At 68.5% G+C, this 22,266-nt stretch carries 21 protein-coding genes and 1 tRNA gene; 18 read left to right on the plus strand and 4 right to left on the minus strand.

Going from position 1 to position 22,266, the window contains the following annotated elements:
• Positions 1 to 25: 25 nt before the first annotated feature.
• Complete coding sequence (locus FHU35_RS28375) at positions 26 to 1,615, minus strand: acyl-CoA dehydrogenase family protein (RefSeq protein ID WP_186459667.1); 1,590 nt, start codon at positions 1,613 to 1,615, stop codon at positions 26 to 28.
• Between the two features lie 231 nt (positions 1,616 to 1,846).
• Between FHU35_RS28375 and FHU35_RS29745 the strand changes: the two genes are divergently transcribed.
• From FHU35_RS29745 to FHU35_RS28410, 7 genes are all read left to right on the plus strand, one after another.
• Positions 1,847 to 3,352: a lytic transglycosylase domain-containing protein gene (locus FHU35_RS29745; RefSeq protein ID WP_246110626.1), complete on the plus strand. Its 1,506-nt coding sequence runs from the start codon at positions 1,847 to 1,849 to the stop codon at positions 3,350 to 3,352.
• 138 nt (positions 3,353 to 3,490) lie between these two features.
• Positions 3,491 to 4,444, plus strand: coding sequence for a Ppx/GppA phosphatase family protein (locus FHU35_RS28385; RefSeq protein ID WP_145745331.1), 954 nt, complete (start codon positions 3,491 to 3,493; stop codon positions 4,442 to 4,444).
• Between the two features lie 206 nt (positions 4,445 to 4,650).
• Positions 4,651 to 6,279, plus strand: a complete 1,629-nt coding sequence (locus tag FHU35_RS28390) for a peptide ABC transporter substrate-binding protein (RefSeq protein ID WP_186459657.1) — start codon at positions 4,651 to 4,653, stop codon at positions 6,277 to 6,279.
• Between the two features lie 63 nt (positions 6,280 to 6,342).
• Positions 6,343 to 7,269, plus strand: coding sequence for an ABC transporter permease (locus FHU35_RS28395; RefSeq protein ID WP_145745333.1), 927 nt, complete (start codon positions 6,343 to 6,345; stop codon positions 7,267 to 7,269).
• Complete coding sequence (locus FHU35_RS28400) at positions 7,262 to 8,227, plus strand: ABC transporter permease (RefSeq protein ID WP_145745336.1); 966 nt, start codon at positions 7,262 to 7,264, stop codon at positions 8,225 to 8,227. Before FHU35_RS28395 ends, FHU35_RS28400 begins: the two co-directional genes overlap by 8 nt.
• 11 nt (positions 8,228 to 8,238) lie before the next feature.
• Positions 8,239 to 9,249: an ABC transporter ATP-binding protein gene (locus tag FHU35_RS28405; protein WP_145745338.1), complete on the plus strand. Its 1,011-nt coding sequence runs from the start codon at positions 8,239 to 8,241 to the stop codon at positions 9,247 to 9,249.
• Complete coding sequence (locus FHU35_RS28410) at positions 9,242 to 10,240, plus strand: ABC transporter ATP-binding protein (protein WP_145745340.1); 999 nt, start codon at positions 9,242 to 9,244, stop codon at positions 10,238 to 10,240. The genes FHU35_RS28405 and FHU35_RS28410 overlap by 8 nt, the downstream gene beginning before the upstream one ends.
• A 67-nt stretch (positions 10,241 to 10,307) precedes the next feature.
• Here FHU35_RS28410 and sepF read toward each other — a convergent pair whose 3' ends face one another.
• Positions 10,308 to 10,553: a cell division protein SepF gene (sepF, locus tag FHU35_RS28415; protein WP_145745343.1), complete on the minus strand. Its 246-nt coding sequence runs from the start codon at positions 10,551 to 10,553 to the stop codon at positions 10,308 to 10,310.
• Positions 10,554 to 10,760: 207 nt separating this feature from the next.
• Complete coding sequence (locus FHU35_RS28420; protein WP_145745345.1) at positions 10,761 to 12,227, minus strand: S10 family peptidase; 1,467 nt, start codon at positions 12,225 to 12,227, stop codon at positions 10,761 to 10,763.
• Between the two features lie 67 nt (positions 12,228 to 12,294).
• On the opposite strand from FHU35_RS28420, the gene FHU35_RS28425 reads away from it, so the two are divergent.
• The 4 genes from FHU35_RS28425 (at position 12,295) to FHU35_RS28440 (ending at position 14,347) form a co-directional block, all read left to right on the plus strand.
• Positions 12,295 to 13,050, plus strand: coding sequence for a uracil-DNA glycosylase (locus FHU35_RS28425; protein ID WP_425474195.1), 756 nt, complete (start codon positions 12,295 to 12,297; stop codon positions 13,048 to 13,050).
• 28 nt (positions 13,051 to 13,078) lie between these two features.
• A complete protein-coding gene (locus FHU35_RS28430) occupies positions 13,079 to 13,399 on the plus strand; it encodes a HigA family addiction module antitoxin (RefSeq protein ID WP_145745349.1) in 321 nt (106 codons plus the stop codon).
• Positions 13,400 to 13,521: 122 nt separating this feature from the next.
• Complete coding sequence (locus tag FHU35_RS28435) at positions 13,522 to 13,947, plus strand: hypothetical protein (protein WP_145745351.1); 426 nt, start codon at positions 13,522 to 13,524, stop codon at positions 13,945 to 13,947.
• Between the two features lie 88 nt (positions 13,948 to 14,035).
• Positions 14,036 to 14,347: a VOC family protein gene (locus tag FHU35_RS28440; protein ID WP_145745353.1), complete on the plus strand. Its 312-nt coding sequence runs from the start codon at positions 14,036 to 14,038 to the stop codon at positions 14,345 to 14,347.
• A gap of 167 nt (positions 14,348 to 14,514) precedes the next feature.
• Here FHU35_RS28440 and FHU35_RS28445 read toward each other — a convergent pair whose 3' ends face one another.
• On the minus strand, positions 14,515 to 14,955 hold the full coding sequence (locus FHU35_RS28445) for a DUF3224 domain-containing protein (protein ID WP_145745355.1): 441 nt from the start codon (positions 14,953 to 14,955) through the stop codon (positions 14,515 to 14,517).
• A 65-nt stretch (positions 14,956 to 15,020) separates the two neighbouring features.
• Between FHU35_RS28445 and FHU35_RS28450 the strand changes: the two genes are divergently transcribed.
• The 7 genes from FHU35_RS28450 to yidC all read left to right on the plus strand — a co-directional run bounded on the left by FHU35_RS28450 (position 15,021) and on the right by yidC (position 22,132).
• Positions 15,021 to 15,827: a helix-turn-helix domain-containing protein gene (locus FHU35_RS28450; RefSeq protein WP_145745357.1), complete on the plus strand. Its 807-nt coding sequence runs from the start codon at positions 15,021 to 15,023 to the stop codon at positions 15,825 to 15,827.
• Between the two features lie 30 nt (positions 15,828 to 15,857).
• Positions 15,858 to 16,427: a DinB family protein gene (locus FHU35_RS28455; protein WP_145745359.1), complete on the plus strand. Its 570-nt coding sequence runs from the start codon at positions 15,858 to 15,860 to the stop codon at positions 16,425 to 16,427.
• A 314-nt stretch (positions 16,428 to 16,741) separates the two neighbouring features.
• Positions 16,742 to 18,064, plus strand: a complete 1,323-nt coding sequence (locus FHU35_RS28460) for an NAD(P)/FAD-dependent oxidoreductase (protein WP_145745361.1) — start codon at positions 16,742 to 16,744, stop codon at positions 18,062 to 18,064.
• A gap of 313 nt (positions 18,065 to 18,377) precedes the next feature.
• Positions 18,378 to 19,511 carry an ATP-grasp domain-containing protein gene (locus FHU35_RS28465; RefSeq protein ID WP_145745363.1) on the plus strand — a complete coding sequence of 378 codons (1,134 nt, stop codon included), beginning with the start codon at positions 18,378 to 18,380 and terminating at the stop codon, positions 19,509 to 19,511.
• 99 nt (positions 19,512 to 19,610) lie between these two features.
• Positions 19,611 to 19,684 (plus strand) — tRNA-Leu (locus tag FHU35_RS28470).
• 276 nt (positions 19,685 to 19,960) lie between these two features.
• Positions 19,961 to 20,827, plus strand: a complete 867-nt coding sequence (locus FHU35_RS29495) for a hypothetical protein (RefSeq protein WP_246110627.1) — start codon at positions 19,961 to 19,963, stop codon at positions 20,825 to 20,827.
• Positions 20,828 to 21,094: 267 nt separating this feature from the next.
• Complete coding sequence (gene yidC, locus FHU35_RS28480) at positions 21,095 to 22,132, plus strand: membrane protein insertase YidC (RefSeq protein ID WP_145745366.1); 1,038 nt, start codon at positions 21,095 to 21,097, stop codon at positions 22,130 to 22,132.
• Positions 22,133 to 22,266: the final 134 nt, after the last annotated feature.

Below are 22,266 nucleotides of genomic sequence, written 5' to 3' on the forward strand. Positions count from 1 at the left end.
TTTGGACTAAAACTGGGAAATGCCCTCACTGGCCTGGGGCGATGCGGTCGAGGAGGTACTTCGGGTTCGAGATCGGGGTTGCGCCGAAGGTGCGGCCCGGTTCCGCCAGGCGCGTCGTGATGAAGGCGTCCGCGACCGAGGCCGGCGCGTAGCGCTGGAGCAGCGAGGCCTGGAGCGTCAGCGCCATCGACTCCGCCAGGGCCCTGGCCCGCTCCGGGCGAGGATCGGCCAGTTCCGCGCGGAGGCGGCGCAGAGCGTCGTCGTAAGCGGCGTTCTCGCCCGCGGCGACGTCGAGCTCGGCGAGGAGCGCGTCCCGGCTCGTCGGCTGCTTGGCCAGCGCGCGCAGCAGGTCGAGCGAGGTGACGTTGCCGGAGCCCTCCCAGATCGACATCAGCGGTGCTTCGCGGTAGAGCCGGGGCATCCCCGACTCCTCCACGTAGCCGTTGCCGCCGAGGCACTCCAGGGCCTCCGCCACCACGTACGGAGCGCGCTTGCAGACGTAGAACTTCGTCGCGGGCAGCGCCAGTCGCAGCAGGTCGTGCTCCTCCTGCTCGACGGCGGCGGACAGCCGCATCGCCAGCGTCGTCGCGGCCTCGGACTCCAGCGCGAGGTCGGCGATCACCTGCTGCATCAGCGGTTGGTCGGCCAGCCGCGCGCCGAACGCGCTGCGCTGCTGCACGTGGTGAGCGGCTTCCGACAGCGCGATCCGGATGTTCGCCGAGGCACCGAGCACGCAGTCCAGCCTGGTCATCGACACCATCTCGATGATGCAGCGGACCCCGCGCCCCTCCTCCCCGACGAGGTGCCCGATCGCGCCGGAGTACTCGATCTCGGAGGAGGCGTTGGACTTGTTGCCCAGCTTGTCCTTCAGCCGCTGCAGCCGGATCTCGTTGCGGGTGCCGTCGGGCAGCACCCTGGGCACCAGGAAGCAGCTCAGTCCGCTCGCGGTCTGCGCGAGCGTCAGGAACAGGTCGTTCATCGGCGCCGAGGTGAACCACTTGTGCCCGACGAGCCGGTAGGTGCCGTCGGCCAGCGGCTCGGCGGTGGTGGTGTTGGCGCGGACGTCGGAGCCGCCCTGCTTCTCGGTCATCGACATGCCGGCCAGCAGCGCCCCCTTGTCCTGCGGTGGGCGCAGCCCGAACTCGTAGCGGTCGGTGGTCAGCTTCGGCTCGTACTCGGCGGCGAGCTCCGGCGACCAGCGCAGTGCGGGGACTGCGGCGTAGGTCATCGAGATCGGGCACCCGTGCCCGGCCTCGGCCTGGGACCAGAGGTAGAACCCGGCGGCGCGGCGCAGGTGCGCGCCCGGCCCTTGCCCCCACGGGGCGGCGTGCAGGCCGTGCGAGATCGCGCGTTCCATCAGCCAGTGCCAGGACGGGTGGTACTCGACCTCGTCGATGCGGTTGCCGTAGCGGTCGTGGGTCCGCAGCTGCGGACCGTTCTCGTCGGCGAGCCTGCCGTGCTCGCGGGCCTCGGCCGAACCCGCCTCCAGCGCGAGCGGGGTCAGGTCGCCGACCGCGTAGCGGGTGAGCGCGGATCCCAGGGCCGGGTCGCAGGCGAGCGGGTCGAAACCGGACAGCGGAGTCGCCTGATTCGTCACCTGGTGGGTCGCTCCCACGCGCGGCTCGTCGATGAGCGTCATGCCCGGAGCGTAGGCACAAATCTCGGTGAGTTGAACGCCTCGCGCGATTGCAGGTCGATTCCGCGGGGGTGACAGTGGCGCTGGGGCGGCACCTCCGCTGGAGCGGCTCGGTCGGGTGAAGTCGGTCGGCGATCCCGCCAGGGGTGGTGTATCCAGGGATTCGGCTCTTTGGCGGATGTGCTCGACTCAGGCGTGGGGGTTTGACGAGTGGGGGACCGCAGGAAGCGCGACAAGGCCCGGCGGAACTACTCCCCGCCGGGCGCACCGGTGCGGGGGAGGAAGTGGCTGGCGGCCACCGCGATGGCGCCGATCCTCGCGCTTCCGGCGGCTCTGCTGAGCGCGTCGGCGCTGCCCGCGGGGCCGGGGGCGCACCACTCGCCGGAGCTGCGGGAGCTGGGCGCGAGCGGAAACCTGCCGCAGGCTCGCGAGCTCAACCCCGGGCTGCGGCACGGCGCCGCCGCCCCGGCGGAGCTCGGCGCCGTGCCGCAGGCCGCGCCCAGGGTGGAGCTGCCGACCGGTGAGCTCGGCATCCCGGAGCCCGTGCTGGCCGCGTACATGCAGGCCGCCCGGGAGGTGGAGCAGACGCAGGCGTGCGGACTGCACTGGTCGGTGCTGGCGTCGATCGGGCGCATCGAGTCCGGGCACGCCCGCAACGGCGACATCGACGTCCACGGCACGACGGCCCGCGCGATCCTCGGCCCGCAGCTGTCGGGCGGCCCGGGCGTCGCGGCGATCCCGGACACCGACGCCGGCACCCTCGACGGTGACGCGGTGTGGGACCGCGCGGTGGGGCCGATGCAGTTCATCCCGTCGACCTGGCGGAAGGTCGCGACCGACGGCAACCTCGACGGCGTCGAGAGCCCGCACAACCTGCCCGACGCGGCGGCCGCGGCGGGCACCTACCTCTGCCGAGGCGGCGAGGACCTGAGCGACCAGCGCGCTCTCGCGGCCGCCGTGTTCCGCTACAACCACTCGGAGGAGTACGTCCGCACGGTCCTGGTCTGGGCCGATGCCTACCGGCGCGGTGTCACGCCGACTCCGGCGGAGCTGGCACCGGAGACCAGCGACGTGCTTGCCGGTGCGCGGGTGACCGAGAGCCTGGACGCGATGTCGATGCCGGAGCCCGAGCCGCTGACGATCCCGGGGATCGACCCGGTGCCGCTGCCGGAGGACCCGCAACCGCAACCGCTCACGCTCGCGGAGCCCGCCCCGGAAACCGCTGCCACGCAGCCCGTTCCCACGCAGCCCGCGCCGGAGCAGTCCGTTCCTACGCAGCCCGTGCCGGAGCAGCCGCCGCTGGTGGCCCCGGTGGAGCCGACCGCGCCGGAACCGCCGTCCGCGCAGCCGACTCCGGAGACGAAGCCGTTCCCGCACCCGACGCCGGGACCCGAGACCACGTCGGCCCCCGAGGCCACGTCGGTTCCGGAGACCACGTCGGTTCCCGAGACGAAGCCCTCCCAGGAGACGACCCAGCCCGCAACGCCGTCCGAGCCGCTGCTGCCGACGTCGCCCTCCGGGAGCGCGGAGCAGTGCGAGACGTCCCTGCTCGACCGGGGCGAGTTCGCGATCATCGAACCGCACGCGGGTGACGACTTGGAACCGGGGGAATCGACTCCGCTGCTCGCGCAGCCGGGCAACGAGGTCTTCACCGATGCCGAGGGGATCGCGAAGGCCTGCACCGTCCCCGACGGCTACACCCCCACGCCGCAGTAATCGCCGGACCCCGGCACCGGGCCGCCCGCGTTTCACCCGAAATGTGGGCGGCCCGGCGCTTTTCCCGGCCCCCGCTCCGCCCGATAGCGTGGGGGAGCGCCGGAGGCACCGGTGCGCAGCTGGGCGAGGAGGGTGCTGATGGCACGGGTTGCGGCGATCGACTGCGGGACGAACTCGATTCGCCTGCTGGTCGCGGACGTCACGGTGCACGACGACGGCCGCAAGGATCTGCGCGACATCTACCGCACGATGCGCATCGTGCGGCTCGGCCAGGGCGTGGACGCCACCGGCCGGCTCGCGCCGGAGGCGATCGAGCGCACCCGGGAGGCACTGGTCGACTACGCCGCGATGGCCGCGCGCAAGGGCGTCGAGCGGGTCCGGATGGTGGCGACCTCGGCGACCCGCGACGCGGAGAACCGCGAGGACTTCTTCTCGATGGTCCGCGAGACGCTGGGCGTCGACGCCGAGGTGATCACCGGCGACGAGGAGGCGCGGCTGTCGTTCGTGGGCGCCGTGGGCGATCTCGACCCGCTGGACGGCCCGTTCGTGGTCACCGACGTCGGTGGCGGTTCGACCGAGGTCGTGGTGGGCAACTGGGACGGTGCGAACGCCGACATCATCGCGGCCCACTCGGCCGACATCGGCTGCGTGCGGCTGACGGAGCGCTGCTTGCGCAACGACCCGCCGACCGACGAAGAGGTGCTGGAGGCGGAGAAGGTCGCGCGGCAGGTGCTCGACGAGGCCTTCGCCCGGGTCGACGTCAGCGAGGCCCGGACCTGGGTCGGAGTGGCCGGAACCGTGACCACGCTGTCGGCCATCGCCCAGGATTTGCCTGAATACGACCCGCAGGCGATCCACCTTTCCCATATTTCCCAGAATCGTGTCGAACAAATCGCCGAACGACTTCTTTCTGAATCTCATGAGGAGCGCGCGAAGATCGGTTCGATGCACCCGGGTCGAGTGGACGTGATCGGCGGTGGTGCGCTGGTGGTCAAGGTCCTCGCCGCCGAGTTCTCCGAGCGCAGCGGCATCTCGTCGATGACGGCGAGCGAGCACGACATCCTCGACGGCATTGCCCTGTCGATCAGCTAGTTCCCACATGGTGGACACTCGGTCCCGATTGCAAAGAACGGGAACGGAGAATCGATTCAGAAAGTGACGGCTTTGTGACACTGCATTGCCGCCGCCCGGTTCTCACTTATGTTTACGCACGTCTGACGCGACGGTGAAGAACCGTCGTGCGTGATGACCCCGGAAAAAACCAAGGCTGGGGCGCGCGTGGAAGCGGGAGGACCTACATGCGAAAGGGACGTTTGGCCGCAATGGTCGCGGCCCCGCTGGTGGTGGCGATGCTCGCCACCGGCTGCGGTGGCGGTGGCAGCGGCTCGGGAGAGGACGGCATCGTCTCCTTGCACTGGAGCGAGCCCGAGAACCCTCTGGTCCCGGCGAACACCACCGAAGAGATGGGTGGGTTCATCGTTGACGCCCTGTTCACCGGCTTGGTGAAGTACCGGGCCACGGACATGGAGCCGGAGAACGCGGTCGCGCAGTCGATCGAGACTACCGACAACACGAACTACACCATCAAGTTGAAGCCGGGCTGGACGTTCCACGACGGAACTCCGGTCAAGGCCAAGAACTTCGTGGACGCCTGGAACTACGCGGCCTACGGCCCGAACGGTCTTCAGGGTGCGAGCTTCTTCGAGCAGATCGACGGCTACGAGGCCATGCAGAGCGAGGACCCCGACGAGGACGGTCCCGCGCAGGCGCCGAAGCCGGCGGCGGACAAGCTCTCCGGCCTGAACGTCGTCGACGACACCACGTTCACGGTCAAGCTCAAGGCCCCGCTGACCATCTTCCCCGTGATGCTGGGTTACTCGGCCTTCATGCCGATGCCGGACTCCTTCTTCCAGAACCCGGAAGCGTTCGAGGAGCACCCGATCGGCAACGGTCCGTTCAAGTTCCAGGACCGGACCCCGAACGTCGAGCTGAACGTCGCCGCGTACGACAAGTACGCGGGTGCCGACAAGCCGCAGATCAAGGGCGCCAACTTCAAGGTCTACAACGAGCTCGACACCGCCTACCAGGACCTGGTTTCCGGGAACCTGGACTTCCTGGAGGCCATCCCGGTCTCCGCCCTGGTCGGTGACAAGTGGAAGCAGGACCTCGGCGAGCGCGCGAAGCAGAAGCCGGGTCTGCTCACCCAGAACGTGGGCTTCCCGATCTACGACGAGCGGTTCAAGAACCCGCTGGTCCGCAAGGCGATCTCGATGTCGATCGACCGCAAGACCATCACGCAGCAGGTCTTCTCGGGTGGTCGTGACCCGGCGGACGGCTTCGCCACCGCCGCGGTCGAGGGCTACCGCCCGGGTCAGTGCGGCGAGGCGTGCGAGTTCAACCCGGAGAAGGCCAAGCAGTACCTGGCGCAGGCCGGTGGCTTCCCGGGCACGTTGACCCTCGAGTCCAACGCCGACGGCGGGCACGGCGAGTGGGTCCAGGCCGTGGCCGCGAGCATCCAGCAGAACCTGGGCGTCCCGACCCAGTTCGTGCCGGTGCCGACCTTCAGCGAATTCCGCCAGAAGGCCAACGCGTTCCAGTTCACCAGCATGTTCCGGACGGGTTGGAAGGCCGACTACCCGAACCTGGAGACGTTCCTGACGCAGCTGTACCGCACGGACGCGTCGTCGAACGACTACAAGTACTCCAACCCGGCGTTCGACAAGGCGCTCGACAAGGCGAACGCGGCCCCGACCATCGAGGACGCCACCAACGCCTACGCCGAGGCGGAGAAGATCCTGGGCGAGGACCTGCCGGTCGTTCCGCTCTGGACTCAGCCGGTGCAGTACGGCTTCTCGGAGAAGGTCGCCCAGGGTGAGGTTCTGGCCAACCGCAGGCTCGACCTCACCACGGTCAAGCTGAACCCGTAAAAATCGAGTCCGTGCCCGGCCCGCCGCGACCCGGCGGGCCGGGCACCTCTGAAGGAGGCCCGAATGGGTCGCTACGTGTTGCGGCGGTTGCTGCAACTGATCCCGGTCTTCATCGGGACGACTTTCATCATCTACCTGCTGGTGTGGGCGATCCCGGGCGATCCGTTCGCGGGCAAGTGCGGTGACCGCGGCTGCCCGCCGTCCTACATCGCGGAGATGAACGAGAAGTACAACCTCAACGATCCGCTGGTCGTGCAGTACTTCAAGTACCTGGGGAAACTGCTCAGCGGTGACTTCGGGGAGACCTACTCCGGAACCGCGATCTCGTCGCTGCTCGAACAGGCATACCCGGTCACCATCCGGCTCGCCATCGTCGCCCTGATCATCGAGGGCGTCATCGGCCTGCTCGCCGGTGTCCTGACCGGCCTGCGCGGCCGCGGCTTCCTGGACAACCTGGTGCTGGTGTCGACGCTGTTCCTGATCGCGCTGCCGGTGTTCGTCACCGGGTTCGTGCTGCAGATCGTGCTCGGCGCCGAGCTGGGGCTGATCAAGACCACGGTGTCCTCCGACCCCTCGATCGGTGAACTCATCGTTCCCGGTTTCGTCCTCGGGTCGCTGTCCATGGCCTACGTGTCCCGGCTGACGCGCACCAGCATCATGGAGAACAAGCACGCGGACTTCGTGCGCACCGCCGTCGCCAAGGGCCTCGCGCCCCGCCGGGTCGTCGGCGTGCACATGCTGCGCAACTCGATGATCCCGGTGGTCACCTTCCTGGGAACCGACCTGGGCGCCCTCATGGGCGGCGCGATCGTCACCGAAGGCGTGTTCAACATCCGCGGCATCGGTGGTCTGGTCTACAAGGGCATCACCACCCAAGAAGGCACGACGGTGACCGGGATCGTCACGGTCCTGGTCCTGGTCTACCTGCTGATGAACCTGCTGGTGGACGTTCTCTACGCGGTGCTCGACCCGAGGATCCGATATGACTGACCCACGCCCCACCACCCGCCTCGCCGAAACCACCGTTGCGGACGAGGTACCACGAGCGGACGGCCACAACGAGCGGTCCACGAACGAGAAGCCCCGGGGTCTCTGGAGCGACGCGTGGCGCGATCTGCGCCGGCGTCCGCTGTTCCTGGTCGCCTCCGCGCTCATCCTCCTGCTGCTGATCATCGCGGCGTTCCCGCAGCTGTTCACGCACGTGGACCCGAACTTCCAGATCCTGACCAAGGCGCGCGACACCCCGTCTGCGGAGGCGTGGTTCGGCTACGACAACCTCGGCCGCGACCTCTACGCCAGGACCATCATCGGCGCCCGCGCGTCGATCCTGGTGGGTCTGGCGGCGACGCTGCTCACCGTGCTGCTCGGCGGCCTGATCGGCATCGTCGCCGGGTACTTCGGCGGCATGGTGGACACCCTGATCTCGCGGTTCTCCGAGATCTTCATGGGACTGCCGTTCGTGCTCGGCGCGATCGTCATCCTGACCACCTTCAACGCCGACATCAAGACCCCCAGCGGCACCCGGATCATCACCCAGGTGGTGCTGACCATCGCGGTGCTGTCCTGGCCGATCTCGATGCGCATCATGCGGTCGGCGGCGATCGCCGCCAAGCAGCAGGACTACGTCAAGGCGGCCCGCGCGCTCGGCGCCAGTCCGAGCCGGATCATCATGCGGCACGTGCTGCCCAACACGCTGGCGCCGGTGCTGGTCTACGCGACCATCGCGCTCGGCGGGTTCATCGGTGCCGAGGCGACGCTGTCGTTCCTGGGCATCGGCCTGCGGGAGCCGGTCGTGTCCTGGGGCGTGATGATCGCGGACTCGCGCAACTACATCCAGGCGGCACCGCACCTGCTGCTGTTCCCGGCCGGTTTCCTGGTGATCACGGTCCTGGCGTTCGTGATGCTCGGTGATGCCGTCCGCGACGCGCTCGACCCGAAGCAGAAGTAGGAGAAACCGCTGTGTCTGAACACGAACAGAAGACCTCGGCGGAACCCCTGCTGGAGGTCGAGGACCTCCACGTCGAGTTCCGCACGCGGGACGGCGTCGCGAAGGTCCTCAACGGCGTCAACTACCACGTCGCCGCGGGTGAAACGCTGGCCGTGCTGGGCGAATCCGGCTCCGGCAAGAGCGTCACCGCGCAGACCGTGATGGGCATCCTGGACATCCCCCCGGGTGCGATCACCGGAGGTTCGATCCGCTACCGCGGTGAGGACCTGCTGACCGCCACCGAGGACCGCAGGCGAGAGCTGCGCGGCGACTCGATGGCGATGATCTTCCAGGACGCGCTGTCGGCCCTGAACCCCGTCTACACGGTCGGGTTCCAGATCTCCGAGCAGCTGCGCACCCGTCGCGGCATGTCCCGCAAGGACGCCACGAGCAAGGCCGTGGAACTGCTGGACCAGGTCAAGATCCCGAACGCCAAGCAGCGCGTGAAGGAGTACCCGCACCAGTTCTCCGGCGGCATGCGGCAGCGCGCGATGATCGCGATGTCGCTGGCGCTGGACCCGGACCTGCTCATCGCGGACGAGCCGACCACGGCGCTGGACGTCACCGTGCAGGCCCAGATCATGGACCTGCTCGACGAGCTGCGGCGAGACCGCGGGATGGGTCTGGTCCTGATCACCCACGACCTGGGCGTGGTCGCCGAGGTCGCGGACCGGATCGTGGTGATGTACGCGGGCCGCATCGTCGAGAAGGCCGACGCGCACTCGCTGTACAAGGCACCGGGCCACCCCTACACCGACGGTCTGATGCGGTCGATCCCGCGCCTGGACCTCAAGGGCCAGGAGCTGGAGACGATCAAGGGCCTGCCGCCGAACCTGATGGCGGTGCCGCCGGGATGCCCGTTCCACCCGCGCTGCCCGCGGGCCGAGGACAAGTGCCGCACGGAGGTGCCTGCCGACCACAACCTCGGGTTGGGCCGGATCAGCGCCTGCCACTTCGCGGAGGAGATGATGAGCCGTGGCTGAGCCGATCCTCCAGGTCCAGGACCTGGTCAAGCACTTCCCGGTGCGCGCGGGGCTCCCGCGGCGCACCGTGGGGCACGTGCGGGCTGTCGACGGCGTGTCCTTCGACCTGCAGCGCGGCGAAACCCTCGGTGTCGTGGGGGAATCCGGCTGCGGCAAGTCCACGCTGGCGCAGGTGCTGATGCGGTTGGAGAACCCGACCGGTGGCACCGCGCTGTTCGAGGGCCGCGACATCTTCAAGATGCGCGGTTCGGAACTGCGGAAGCTGCGCCGGGACATGCAGATCGTGCTGCAGGACCCCTACACCTCGCTGAACCCGCGGCGCACCGTCGGTGACATCGTCGGCGAGCCCTTCGAGATCCACCCCGAGGTGGCCCCGAAGGGCGAGCGGCGCCGCAAGGTGCAGGAGCTGCTGGACGTCGTGGGCCTCAACCCGGAGCACATCCACCGCTACCCGCACCAGTTCTCGGGCGGTCAGCGGCAGCGCATCGGCATCGCCCGCGCGCTGGCGCTCAAGCCGAAGGTGATCGTCTGCGACGAGCCGGTGTCGGCGCTGGACGTGTCGATCCAGGCGCAGGTGATGAACCTGCTGGGTGATCTGCAGGACGAGTTCGGGCTGTCCTACGTCTTCATCGCCCACGACCTGGGTGTTGTCCGGCACCTGTCGGACCGGGTCGCGGTGATGTACCTCGGCAAGATCGCCGAGGTGGGCACCGAGGACGACATCTACGAGCACCCGCAGCACCCGTACACCCAGGCGCTGCTGTCGGCCGTCCCGGTCCCGGACCCGACCCTGCGCGGCAAGCGCGAGGTCATCCGCCTCACCGGCGACGTCCCCAGCCCGGCCAACCCGCCGTCGGGCTGCCGCTTCCGCACCCGCTGCTGGAAGGCGCAGGACATCTGCGCCGAGAAGGCCCCGGAACTGGAGGTCCGCCTCGGCGGCCACCCCTCGGCCTGCCACTTCGCCGAGGAGCACCCGCACGTCATCGCCTGACGCCGCGCGAGAACCGGGCGCCCTCACCGAACTCGGGTGGGGGCGCCCTTTCGCGCGCTGCGTCGGGTCAGCGCCGCTCCGGCTGCTCGGGGTGGCTGAGGAGGAAGACCCTGGGGGCGACTCGTTGCATCTCGCCGCCCCGGGCGACGACCAGGCCCGCCGCGAAGTCGACGAGCTGGGTCGCTTCGGAACCCGGGACGTCGGTGAGATCCATCAGGACTGCGTTGCCCTGGCGGTAGTAGTCGCCCACGTAGTAGACGTCCTGGTAGTTCTGCGGGTGCAGCGTCTTGACCACCTGATCAGTGTCACCCACCGTCCGGCGGTGTCAAACGCAAGCGACCCCGTGCCGCCCCGAAATTTTCCAGATCGCGCGGCACCCGCAGGTGGGATTCGAATCCCGTAGGAGCTGTAGGCGCTCAGGTTCCGCTACCCGCACCGCCACGCAAAATGATTCATCAACAGCTCTTAGCCGGGCACGTCCCTGAACTGCTGAGATGTGCCCGGCTGTGCGGGGATTGAGTCAGGAGCCCGCGACGAAGTTCGCCAAGTCTTCGGACTGCTGGATCCGGGACGGCTCGTGGACGTACATCATGTGGCCCGCCGGGTAGTAGCGGACGTCGATGTTCTCCCGCAGCTCCTCCGGGACGGGCAGCCGTGCCAGCACGTGCTCGGCGGCGAAGTACGGCGTGGCGCCGTCGGTGTACCCGCAGCCCACGTGCACCCGCAGGTGCGGGTTGGCCTGCATCGCCGAGCCGAGCCGGTCCACGACCGACACCGCCGCGCCCTCGAACTCCTTGTACGACCAGGGCTGCACCCGGCCGGTCAGGGTCTCGTAGGGGAGGTCGTTGCGGTAGTCGAGCTCTTCGCGCAGGTAGTGGTTGATGGCCGCGGAGTAGGCGCCGCGGATGCCGGAGATGCTCGGGTCGTCGGTGAAGCGCTCGACCGCCGCGTCCGGCTCCCACCCGGTGAAGCGGCCGTCCATCCGGCCGACGGTCTTGCGCTCGTCGCGCAGCAGCTCGGTGAAGAAGCGGAGGTGCTCGATGCGCAGGTTGACGCGGTCCACGTAGTCCTCGGACAGGCCCGACAGCTCGGCGACCTTGCGCACCACACCGGCCCGCTCTTCGGCGGTCAGCCGGGCGCCCCGCGCCAGCGCCCACGCGTAGTCGCCTGCGGCGAACTTCTCGGCCTCGTCGAGGACGTCGCGCAGCGGGCGGTCGCCGTGCTTGCCGTGGTGGTGCGCGATGGCGGCGTAGGTCGGCAGGTACAGCGAGAACGGCAGGTCGTTGCCCTCGGTGAACCGGATCGTGCCCATGTCCAGTACCGACGAGATCAGCAGCAGTCCGTTCGGGTAGAGCCCGTGCCGCGACTGCAGGTGGTCGGCCACGGCCGCCGCGCGCAGCGTCCCGTAGGACTCGCCCGCGAGGTACTTCGGCGACATCCACCGGCCGTTGCGGGTCGTCCACAACCGGATGACCTCGGCGATCGACTCGATGTCGCCCTGGAAACCGTGGAACTCACCGGGTTTTCCGCCCTCGACGGCACGCGAGTAGCCGGTCGACACCGGGTCGATGAACACCAGGTCACTGTGCTTGAGCAGCGTCTCGGGGTTGTCGGCGAGCTCGTAGGGCGGCGGCGCGAGGTCGCCGGCGTCGCCCGAGAGCACCCGTCGCGGCCCGAGCACGCCCAGGTGCAGCCACACGCTCGCCGAACCCGGACCGCCGTTGAAGGCGAAGGTGACCGGGCGGTTGTCCTCCGGTGCGGCGTCGACGACGTAGGAGGTCAGGAACACCTCGGCCTTGGGCTTGTTCCCGTCGAACTTGCCGTCGGTGTAGACCTCGTCGCGGAGCACGACACGTCCCGTGGTCGCGGTGTAGGACAGCTCGGTCCCGTCCGCGGTGATCGCGTGGTGCGTGCTGACCAGATCGTCCACCGGCTCGGCGGGGGTGGTGTCCTGCTGCGTCGCCTCGTCGGCCTTCTCCTCTGCCATGCCGCCCACATTACGTGCCGGCGGAGGCGTTATCTGTCAGTTTTGCGGGGTGGACACGACCCCGGAGTTGATCACCGATCCGGTCGGCGACCCCGCCGACGCGGCCCCCGGCGCAGGCGATCTGACCGAGCTGGACGAGCTCGTCACCCGGTGCGCGGCCTGCCCCCGGCTCGTCGAGTGGCGGGAGGAGGTCGCCCGCGTCAAGCGGGCCGCATTCCGCGACCAGGAGTACTGGGGACGTCCGATCCCGGGCTTCGGGCCACCCGACGCGGAGATCGCGATCGTCGGCCTCGCCCCCGCGGCCCACGGCGCGAACCGCACCGGCCGGATGTTCACCGGCGACCGCTCCGGCGACGTCCTCTTCCGAGCGTTGCACGAGGTCGGGCTGGCCTCCCAGCCCGAGGCGGTGTCGCCGCACGATGGCCTGACCCTGCGCAACATCCGGATCACCGCCCCGGTCCGCTGCGCCCCGCCAGCCAACAAACCCACCCCGGCCGAACGCGACACCTGCCGCCCCTGGCTGGTCCGCGAGCTCGACCTCATGCGCCCCACCCTGCGCGTCGTGGTGGTCCTGGGCGGTTTCGGCTGGCAAGCCCTGCTCCCGGTGCTGGCCGACGCGGTCTGGCAGGTCCCGCGCCCCCGCCCCAAGTTCGGCCACCTCGCCCACGCGGAACTCCCCGCCACCGACGGGGGAACCCCGCTCCACCTCCTCGGCTGCTACCACGTCAGCCAGCAGAACACCTTCACCGGCAAGCTCACCCCGAAGATGCTCCGCGAGGTCTTCCAGCAGGCGAAGCAGCTGGCGGGCCGGAGAACGTCGTGAGCGTGAACTACCGCTGAAGGGAGCGAGGATGCCTGACGAGTTCGTCATGCCTCCGATTCACCCGGGGGAGAGCCTCGCCGAGGAGTACCTCGATCCGCTTGGCGTGACCCAGCACCGGCTGGCTGCGGCGATCGGTGTTCCGCCGCGCCGTATCAACGAGATCGTGCACCGCAAGCGCAGGATCTCGGCCGACACCGCACTGCGGCTAGCGCGCTTCTTCGGCACCTCGGGGCGGTTCTGGCTCAACCTCCAGTCGAGTTACGACCTGGAGCGGGAGAAGGACGCTCTCGGTGAGACCTTGGACCGGATCCGCCCTTTGGCGCGTGGGTACGACAACGCGAGCGGGTGAAGCTCTTCGGGCAGATCCCGGTTTTGGTCGAGCCACGAGCATGGTGATATCTGGGCCGACTCGGCGGCGTGCCGGGGAAAAGCTGTGGGTGTCTCCTCGGTGGCGCGGCTATGTTGGGCGTGATGACGACGACACCGCGCGCAACGTTCGAGCGGCTCCACGGGGGAGTGGAGTCCGGCGCGGTCGAGCGGTTGTGCGTCAAGCACGACCTCGATCTGCTCGTCGTGCACGGGAGCGTGGTCATCGAAGCGCCGCTGCGACCGCCAGCTGACTTGGATGTCGCTTGCCGTTTCCGGCGGGGATCAGCTCAGGACGTCATCGGGCTGATCAACGACCTCATCGACCTGACCGGATTCGACGGCGTAGACCTGCTGGTTCTGAACACGGCGGGCGTGGTGGCCACTGCTCGCGCACTGGGCCCGCAGAGCGTGCCGCTCTACGAGGCGGAGCGGAGCTTGTTCACGCTGGCGCAGATCGCGGCTTTGACGACCGAGATGGAGACCAGGCACCTTCGCCTGCTCGACCTCAAGCTGATGGCAGGCCGATGACCCGCAGGCACCTGGACATCGAAGTGGTCTACGACCAGGCGACGAACTGAGGGCAGCTGTGGCCGCAGGGCGAGGTTTCGAGATCTGCGTGGATGCCAACGAGCCTGATTCGCTGCGGCCCTTCTGGCGCGCGGCGTTGGGCTACGTCGAGCAGACCACGGCCGAAGGCGTTGTGGATCTGGTCGATCCATCGGGGCGGGGCCCGACCATCTGGTTCCAGCGAGTCGCCGAGCCCAAGTCGGTGAAGAACCGCGTGCACTTGGACGTTCGAGTCTCTCGGGAGGAACGTGGTCCGCTGGTCGACCGGCTGCTGGGGCTCGGAGGCCGTGAGATTCGGGTGGAGCCCGGCTTCACGGTGCTGGCCGACCCCGAGGGGAACGAGCTCTGCCTCACCCGCTGAGCTGTTGGGGAGCGAGCGCGGACACGTGCGCTCAGACGCCCAGGCCGCCAGCGATCGAGGTCGCCTGATCGGGTGGACCTTTCCCAGTTTTAGTCCAAACTGAGCCATGATCATGTCCGAAATGTCGGCTCAGTTTGGACTAAAACTGGGATCTGCCCCGCGCATCCTCAGGTGAGGGAGTAGGTCAAGACGAGTTCGTAGCCTTCTTCGTGGTGGCCTGCGATGGTGAGGTCGGCTTCGCCGCGGAGGTTTTCGAGGCCTCCGGTGCCCATGCCGGGGACGACCTGGACGTGCGCAGAGACCGAGGCCTTGTCCTGGTGGCCGAGGTGCTGGAAGACGCAAGAGCCTTCGTGACCTGCGATGGAGCCTTCGAAGTGCTCGAAGGCGAGGACCGGGGCCGCATCGGCCTTGTAGGAGATGAGGTAGGTCAGGGTGCTCGTGCCCTCGATCTCGCCGGTGTAGGCGTAGCGCACCTCGGCCCTGGTGATGCCCCGGTTCGGGTAGTAGGCGTCGCCCGCGGTGGTGCCTTCGCCGTCGATGTCGACGACGAGGTGTTCCGACCAGGCGGCCACGGTGAAGCGGGCGGCTGCTTTCTGCTGGTAGCTCATGGCCACGAAGCTAGCCGCGGCCGATTCGCCGGTCTTGAACAAACGCGACGGCCTACGCTGAGCCCATGTCGAAAGCCGGGCGGCCCGAGGCGATCGTGCGCCCGAGGGCGGGGGAGCGCGCGTTCGAGGTGGAACGCCTCGAACCGGATCCCGCGCTGGCCGAGTTCGTCGACTACTACTGGCTCGTCCGCTGGAACACCACCGGTGAGCACCGGCAGCAGGTCGTGCCGCAGCCGCGCGTTCACGTCGCGGCGGAGGACGGCAGGCTCCTCGTCCACGGAGTCTCCCGCGAACCGTTCTTCCGGACCCTGACCGGAGTCGGGCACGTGCTCGGTGCGGCCTTCCACCCAGGCGGCTTCCGGGCGCTGCTGAAGGGCAGCGTCGGGGCCATCTCGGGAACCGTCCGCACCGCCGAGGACGTCCTCGGCCACGACGACCGCGCCGCGGCCGAGCGGATCCTCTCCACCAGCGAGACCGCGGCGATCGTCCCGGTCCTCGACGCCTACCTGCTGGCCTGCGAACCCGAACCGGATCCCACCGGACGCGCAGTGACCGACCTGGTCGACGAGGTCCAGCGGAGACCGGACATCGCGCGAGTCGAGCAGCTGTCCGAGCACGCCGGTCTCAGCGCACGCGCCCTTCAGCGCCTGTTCTCCGACTACGTGGGAGTCGGGCCCAAGTGGGTCATCCAGCGCTCCCGCCTCCTCGACGCGACCGCGGCCGCGCATTCCGGTGAACCGGTCGACTGGTCCGGTCTCGCCGCGACGCTCGGCTTCAGCGACCAGGCCCACCTGACCCGCGTGTTCACCCAGGTCGTCGGAACGTCACCCGAGCGGTACCGGCGGGACCCCGGCACCGCCGACGATCGGTGAACGTCGGTGCGGCGTGGGAGGTTTCCGGGCATGACCGATGAGAAGGCGATGCTGCGGAGCTACCTCGACGCCGGACGCGAGGCCGTTCGGTGGAAGGCCGAAGGGCTCGCCGAGCACGACCTGCGCCGGCCGATGACCTCGACGGGGACCAACGTGCTGGGCGTGATCAAGCACCTCGCGACCATGGAACTCGGGTACTTCGGCGAGGTCTTCGGGCGCCCGTCAGGGATCCCGACGCCGTGGATGGAGCCGGACGCCGAGTTCGACGCGGACCTGTGGGCCACCGCCGACGAATCGAGCGCGTGGGTGCTCGACCTCTACGACCGCGCGTGCGCGCACGCGGACTCGACGATCGACGCGCTCGCTCTCGACTCGCCGGGATCCGTGCCGTGGTGGCCGAGCGGCGAGGTCACGCTGCACCGGATCCTCGTGCACGTGATCCAGGAAACCGGCAGGCACGCAGGGCATCTCGACATCGTCCGCGAACTCATCGACGGCGCCGTGGGTCGCGGTCCGCGCAACGACAACATGACCACCGACGATCAGGCGCGATGGCGGGAGCACCGCGACCGGCTGGAGCGGATCGCCCGGGAGGCCTGATCGGCCAGCAGGATTTCCGGCGCGCCACCGCGATTCGCGGATCCGCCGCAGGTGAGGCTCGACTTGATCAAGAAATGGTGCGGGCTTGGCGAGCCTCGCCGGAGATTCGGTAGGGTGAGCCGCAACCAGGACCCCTGACACCAGAGGCGATCTCTGGTCGAAGCCGCCCTCCGCGCTTGTTCGTTACAGAGCGCGTACGCAGCGCGTATGTTCGCCTACCGCGCGTTGATCGTGATCGATGCCACTCGCGACTGGCGTCACATTAAGGGGGGTAGCTGCAGCGCGCTCACGGTATGTGGTGCGACCATAAAGTCATGGCTGGTAAATCCGATCCCACGCGGATTCTCATCCTCGGCGGCGGTTACGTCGGCATGTACACGGCACTTCAGCTGCAGAAGAAGCTGGGGCGTCGTGAGGCCTCCGTGACGGTCGTCGATCCTCAGCCGCACATGACCTACCAGCCCTTCCTGCCGGAAGCGGCCGCGGGTTCCGTTGAACCCCGCCACGTGGTAGCGCCACTGCGACGAGTGTTGAAGCGGTGCCATGTGATCACCGCATCTGTCACCGAGATCAAGAACGACGAGAAGCTCGTCACGATCGAGAACCCGCAGAGCGGTTCCGAGACCCTCGCCTACGACGTCCTGGTCGTGGCGCTCGGTTCGGTGTCCCGGCTGCTGCCGATCCCCGGCCTGGCCGAGGAAGGCATCGGGCTCAAGACCGTGGGCGAGGCGACGTACCTGCGCAACCACGTGCTGGCCAAGATGGACGCCGCGGCCAACACCGACGACGAGGAGCTGCGCAAGCGGCTGCTCACGTTCACCTTCGTCGGTGGTGGGTTCGCGGGCGTCGAGGCGCTGGCCGAGCTGGAGGACATGGCCCGCTACGCGAGCCGTGACTACGCGAACCTGAGCCCGGACGACATGTCCTGGGCGCTCGTCGAAGCCGCCGGCCGGGTGATGCCCGAGGTCAGCGAGAAGATGGGCGTCTACGTCGTCAAGGCCCTCGAAGAGCGCGGCATCAAGGTCTACTTGAACACCTTTCTGAAGTCGGTCGAAGGCGGTCACGCCGTCCTGTCCGACGGCACGGAGTTCGACACCGACACCCTGGTGTGGAACGCCGGTGTGAAGGCCAACCCGGTGGTCAAGAGCAGCGATCTGCCGCTGGACGAGCGAGGCCGCGTCAAGGCCTCGGCGCACATGCAGGTCGAGGGGCTGCCCGAGGTCTGGGCCGCCGGTGACGTCGCCGCCGTTCCGGACCTGTCCAAGACCGACGAGGACCCGACCGCCACCTGCGCCCCGTCCGCGCAGCACGCCGTTCGCCAGGCCGACCAGCTCGCCAAGAACGTGCTGGCCTCCCTGCGCGGCAAGCAGACCAAGGAGTACCGGCACGCCTACGCCGGCTCGGTCGCCGGTCTGGGTCTGTACAAGGGTGTCGCCGACGTCTACGGCTTCAAGGCCAAGGGCTTCATCGCGTGGTTCATGCACCGCAGCTACCACGTGAGCCGGATGCCCACCTTCAACCGGAAGATGCGGATCGTCATCGACTGGACGCTGGCCTTCCTGTTCAAGCGGGAAGCCGTGTCCATGGGTCAGATCGAGAACCCCCGGGCCGCCTTCGAGCGGGCCGCCAAGAGCTGACGCCACTTCGAGCCGAACGACACCGAGGCCGCGCGTCGACGTTGACGCGCGGCCGTCCTGTTTTCAAGATCCTCGTCCAAGCGGTGGACAATGCGATCCGCTATCCTTGACAATCAGTAGCGAGTAAACGAAGACTCAGTTCAGGTGTTCACCTGAAAGGATGCGTCACCAGGGGGGAAGGGGTGAATCCCTTGACGCTCAAAGAACTGGCAGCGATCTTGCGCAGTGGGGACGCTCAGGACGGGCCGATCGCCGATTTCGAAGCGGATTACGCCGAAGCCTCGAAGGTGTTCCGGAAGAAGGACGACTGATCATGAGCGCGGCCGAGAACCGGCCCGCTGATCTGGGGGAACGGTCCGAACCGGAGCTCCGCCCGACGCCGGTGCTGCTGCAGGGGCAGGACTACTTCGTCCGCGCACCCGGCACTCCGCTGGACTTCCAAGAACGCATGTACCAGGCAGGACTGGTCGAGGAGGAACCCGGCGACCCGGTTCCCTGCGTTCTCGTGCTCTCGCGCGCGACCGACATGGAGATGAACGAGCTCTCCCTCGCGCTGGCCGAGCACGACATCCGCATGGTGCGCATCGACGCCGACCGCTGCCTGGACCTCCCACTGACGGTCTACGCGGATACTCCTCTGATCGAATTCCACCGCTGGCTCTTGCGCCCGGTACTGATCTGGCGGCGACACTTCGACATGACCGCCGTACCCGTTGACCCCGCAACTGTCTACGGGGCCTATGTTCGTGAGCAGTGGCAGGCGGTCGGCAACTGGCTGACCACGAGGGACGATTGGGATCGGGTGAACACGGGGCCGTCCGGCGAAGGTGTCGACCGGCTGACGCAGCTGCAGGACGCGGCGTCGGTCGGCATGCGCGTGCCGCGAACCGCCGTGACCACGATGCCCGGACGCAGCCGCCCCGGCGGAGCGCAGTGCATCGTGAAGACCGCCGGTCATCACATGCTCGAACCCGAACCCGGCGCGCTGCGCGGCTTGTTCCCGCAGCCCTTGGACATCCGCCGCACCGGCGACGAGGCGCGCGAGCCGGCCCCCGTGCTGGTCCAGCAGTACCTCGAAGCCGATGAGGAGCTGCGGGTGTTCGTGGTGGGGGAGCGCGCGATCGGTTTCCGGGTGAACAAGCTCGACCCGGCTCAGCTGTGGGTCGACCCGGAATCGGTCGTGGTGGAGCCGGTGGACGTACCCGGTGAGCTGGCTGGGCGGCTCCTGCAGCTGTGCGAGCGCTGGCAGCTGGACGTGGCGGGCTTCGACCTGCTGCGCGTCGGCGACGAGTGGGTGTTCCTGGAGGTCAACGTCAACTGCGACTGGCGCTGGTTCGAGCAACGCGCCGACAGCAAGGACGTGTCGAGTGCGGTGCACGACTGGGTTCGTTCGAGGTTCGACGAGCTCGCGGCATCCGCGACGGTGGGTGAATGGGGCAGCTGGTGACGAGACCACGCGGGTGTGGAATCTGTCCGCGCGCGGGAACCTTAGGCGGTTCTCCCGCGTCCTAGTGGCGACCCGGCACGTGTGCCGGTATCGGTGCTGGCCCCCGTAGCCCAACTGGCAGAGGCAGACGACTTAAAATCGTCAGAGTGTCGGTTCGAACCCGACCGGGGGCACTTTTCCAAGCTATCGGGTCATCCGATTTCGCACCTCCACCATCCGCGCGTTTCGCGCGACTCGTTCGAGTGATCTTCCCGGTTCGGCTTGTTGGTGAACTCCTTTCGTGCTTGGCGCGTGGCCCGAGGAGTCGCGTTCCGGTCTCGGTTCGGTGAAGCCCCGGCCGAGCGAGGGCCCGTGCAGTCGCTTGACCAGGAGGGCTCGCTGCTCGTTGAGGTGGCGATTACCCGGTGGGGGTTTCGCGCCCGGCGGGTCAACCGCGACAATGCGCGCTCATGGCCTACGAGCGAGACCCCCGGGCCGGACGGCCGGGACCGGGACAGCAGGGACCGCAGCAGCCGGGACCGCAGCAGGGTGGACCTCGGCAGCCGGGGCCGCCCCCCGGTCCGCCGGGACCGCCGCCGGGCGGCCAGCCCAGGCCGCCGCAGGTGCCGCCGGGGCAGGCGCCGCCCGGACCGGGCCCGCAGCAGATGCCCCCGGGACGGGTACCGCCCGGTCAGCCTCCGATGGGTGGCCAGCCGCAGCAGCCGATGCCGCCGCAGCAGCCGCCGGCTCAGCCTCCGCAGCAGCCTCCGGGCGGGGTTCCCGGCTACCAGCCGCCGGCCAACAACCCGTACCCCGAGACCCGCATCGACCAGCGCGTCGATCCGCAGGCCGACCCCTACGGCTACCGCGACGGCTACCGCGACGACCGCTACGACGATCGGTACGACGACTACTACGACGACCGGTACGACGACCGCTACCGGGAACCGGAGCGCGACCGGTACCGCGACGACTACGACCGCCGCGACCGCGACTACGACCGCCGCGATCGGGACCACGACCGCCGGGACCGCGACCACGACCGGCGCGACCGGTTCCACGGGCCCAGCGCGGACGCCATCGGCCGCACGATCCAGGTGCTCAGCGCGCTGATCGCGCTGGTGTTCGTGCTGCACATCATCTTCTCGGTGACCGGGGCCAACCAGGACAACGACTTCGTCGCCTTCACCTACGGCACCGCGAAGTTCTTCGTCTTCGGCTTGGGCGACGTGTTCACCCCGGGTGACGCGACGATCGGTCTGGTGCTCAACTACGGCCTGGCCGCGTTGATCTACCTGTTCGCCGGTCGGATCATCGCGCGAGCGCTCCGGCGGTGACGCTGGGTTGAACCGGACCCGGAAATTCCGGGTCCGGTATTGCACATGTCACCTGTCCGCGTGACCAGGGAAAACTTTCCGTGATCGCGGTACTGCGGGCCGGACTACCAGGGGGCGACCGTCGTCCGGTGTCCGGGCATGGCACCCTTGAACTGGCCGGACCTGCGATTCAGGTGGGTCCTGCCGCGCACGCACGGCCCGGGTTGCGCCGGATGGAAACGACGTCGGGCGCTCGCCCCCAGCGGCCCATTGACCAGGAGTAGCTGAGTGGAAAGTTTCTTCTCCTTCATCCTCTACCCGGTGTCTGCGATCTTGTGGTTCTGGCACAAGGTCTTCGGCACCGTGCTGGGGCCGGACAACGGCTTCGCCTGGGCACTGGCCGTGTTCTTCCTGGTGTTCACGCTGCGAACGGTGCTGATCAAGCCCGCGCTGAGCCAGATGCGCGCAGGCCGCAAGATGGCCAAGTTCTCGCCGCACATCCAGAAGCTGCGCGAGAAGTACAAGAACGACCGCCAGCGCATGGCGCAGGAGATGCAGAAGCTCCAGTCCGAGCACGGGGTCAACCCGCTCGGCGGCTGCCTTCCCGCGCTGCTGCAGATCCCGGTGTTCCTGAGCCTGTTCCACGTGCTCCGGAACTTCCACCCGGGCGCGCAGAGCAACTTCGTCTTCGACAAGGCCGGCGTCGACTCGTTCATCCAGGCGAACATCTTCGGCGCGAAGCTGTCGAACTGGATCACCCAGCCCGAGGCGGAGCTGGCGCTGTTCGGCACCACCCGGACGTCGATGATGATCGTGGCCATCCCGCTGATGGTGATCGCCTCGGTCGCGACCTTCTTCACCATGCGGTTGTCGGTGAAGAAGCAGACCGACGCCTCGATGGCCAACCCGCAGTCGGCCATGATGGCCAAGTTCATGATGTACATCGCGCCGATCGGCGCGCTCATCTCGGGCTGGTTCCTGCCGATCGCGGTGCTGCTGTACTGGCTGGCCAACAACATGTGGACGCTGGGTCAGCAGCACTTCCTGACCAAGAAGATCGACGCCGAGCAGGAGCGCGAGCGGCAGAAGGAGATCGAGGCCAAGAAGGCCACGCCGCGCCCCAAGCCCGGGCAGAAACCAGCCCGCGACGGCAAGGCCGAGGCCGGGCAGGAGACCGCGACGGCGACCGCCACCGAGGCCACGCCGTCCAAGCCCGCGCCTGGTCAGCGGCCTGGCGGCAAGCCCGGCGGGAAGAAGAACCAAGCGAAGAACCAAGCGAAGAACCGTCCCGGCAGGCAGGCGTCCAGAGCCAAGAAACGCCGTTAGGTAAATCGCAGGCAAAAGGCCGGTGGATCTTGTGTCCGCCGGCTTTGTGCTTCCGGTAAAGTCCGGTTTTACCGAACCGGGAACCGATCGGGACCACCGGTCGTTGGATCTGGTGACGGCGCAAGCACGCCCAG

This window comes from Saccharopolyspora dendranthemae (assembly GCF_007829955.1).
Classification (GTDB): domain Bacteria; phylum Actinomycetota; class Actinomycetes; order Mycobacteriales; family Pseudonocardiaceae; genus Saccharopolyspora; species Saccharopolyspora dendranthemae.